Origin of the sequence: Nostoc sp. (assembly GCF_036917655.1) — a bacterium.
Lineage (GTDB): Bacteria > Cyanobacteriota > Cyanobacteriia > Cyanobacteriales > Nostocaceae > Nostoc.
Genome location: NZ_JBALCY010000050.1, coordinates 1 through 2165, shown reverse-complemented (window position 1 = coordinate 2165; position 2165 = coordinate 1). Strand labels below are relative to the sequence as shown.

General features: G+C 38.3%; 1 protein-coding gene. It reads left to right on the top strand.

Translation table 11 applies throughout. The annotated features are described in order from the left end of the window. Positions 1-2165: condensation domain-containing protein (locus tag V7K30_RS17750; RefSeq protein WP_335001424.1), on the top strand; the 2165-nt coding region annotated here is incomplete at both ends.

Below are 2165 nucleotides of genomic sequence, written 5' to 3'. Positions count from 1 at the left end.
CTCAACCGTCTAGAATTAACAAAAGAGAGATTTATTTCTAATCCATTTGGAGTAGGTCGTCTTTACCGAACAGGAGATAAGGCACGTTATTTACCTAATGGCGAGATTGAATACCTTGGACGTATAGACAATCAAGTAAAAATAAGAGGATTTCGGATAGAACTAGGAGAAATAGAAGCAGTTCTCAACAGTCATCCTCAAGTTCAACAAGCAGTAGTAATCGTCAGAGAAGACATTGCAAATAACAAACGTCTGGTAGCATATTTAGTCACTGATGATGAATCTCTAAATAATAATCAACTCAGAGAATATCTCAAACAAAAGCTACCAGAATACATGATACCATCAGCCTTTATCTTCTTAGGAAATCTACCCTTAACGCCGAACGGCAAAATAGATAGTAAAGCACTAAATGCAATAGATGTACAAAGCTCAGAATTAAAAACTAATTTTGTTGCACCGATAACTCTCGAAGAAGAACTGATAGCGCAGATTTGGTCTAAAGTGCTTGGAGTTGGAGAAGTGGGTATTTATGACAACTTCTTTGAACTCGGTGGGGATTCCTTGTTGAGCGTGCAAGTGTTAGCTCTAGCCAAGAAAAGTGGACTAAGATTGTCCTTACAACAGTTGTTTCAACACCAGACAATCCATGAGCTTGTCAAGGAAATTCATCAATCAGAGTTATCGTTGAGTACTGTAAAAACAGCCCCTTTAAGTCTAATTAGCTCAGAAGAACGTCAGTCTTTACCAAATGGGATTGAAGATGCTTATCCATTGACAAAGTTACAATTGGGAATGCTCTTTCATAGTGAATATGCCCCTTCAACTGCTGTATACCATGATGTTTTCAGTTATTATCTGCAAGCTCCCCTCACCATCCAACTTCTACATTCAAGTATAAAAGAGATTGTCGCTCGTCATCCAGTGCTACGTACCAGCATATCCCTAACTCAATTTCCACAGCCACTGCAATTGGTTCATTCTCAAGTAAGCATTGATTTACCTATTGATGACCTCAGTTCTTTGCCATTAGATGAACAAGAGAAGATCATTGCAACTTGGATTGAACAGGAGAAACAAAATCCATTTGTGTGGGAGAAAGCACCACTGCTACGCTTTCGCATCCATCAACGTAGTAGTGACACTTTTAACATAAGTTTCAGTTGTCATCATGCCATTTTAGATGGTTGGAGTGTGGCAACTCTAATGACGGAATTGCTTCAACAATATTTCTTCCTACTAGGGCATAAAGTTTCGCCTCTGGAAACAGCACCAAGTTTAACCTTTCGAGATTATGTAGCTTTAGAACAGGAAACACTACAGTCTCAGAGACACCAAAAATATTGGCAAGAAAAACTAGCCGACTTAACTGTAACCAAGTTATCCTCTAGCACATCTCCTCAACAACATAAGTCAGTAAAACAGGTAAAAATACAAGAAGTTGAGATATCAGCAAGTTTATCAGCAGAACTGAGGCAATTAGCCAGAAAAGTTGTGGTACCCCTCAAAAGTGTTTTGTTGGCTGCTCATTTAAGGGTAATCAGCTTTTTAAGTAACCAAGCAGATATCATTACAGGAGTGCCAACTCATGGAAGACCAGCAGAGGAAAATAGTGAACGAATTCTGGGTTTATTTCTTAATACCATGCCTTGGCGAATGCATCTCAATGGGGGAACTTGGATTGAATTGATAGCACAGACTTTTGAACAAGAGCGGGAGTCCTTGCCTTTTCAACAATACCCCTTGGCACAATTGCAGCAGGAGCTGGGATTAGGACAACCTCTATTTAAAACGATATTTAATTATGTCAATTTCCATGTTTACAAGCGTTTATCTGGTATCGATAACTTGAAGTTATTAGGAGTGCAATTTTTTGAGCAAACTAATTTTGCATTAGCAGCCCAATTTTCTGTTAACCCCGTAACATCTGAAATATTCTTAATTCTTAATTATGCTACAGACCAGTTTAGTTCTGAGCAGATGAAAAGAATTAGTGATTATTACAGTGCAGTTCTGATGGCAATGGCTACCCAACCAGAAGAACACTATGAGCAAGTTTCCTTGTTAACGGAAGCAGAACGGCATCAATTGTTAGTAGAATGGAATCAAACGGAGAGTGAATATCCAAAAGATAAATGTATTCATCAATTATTTGAAAAGCAAGT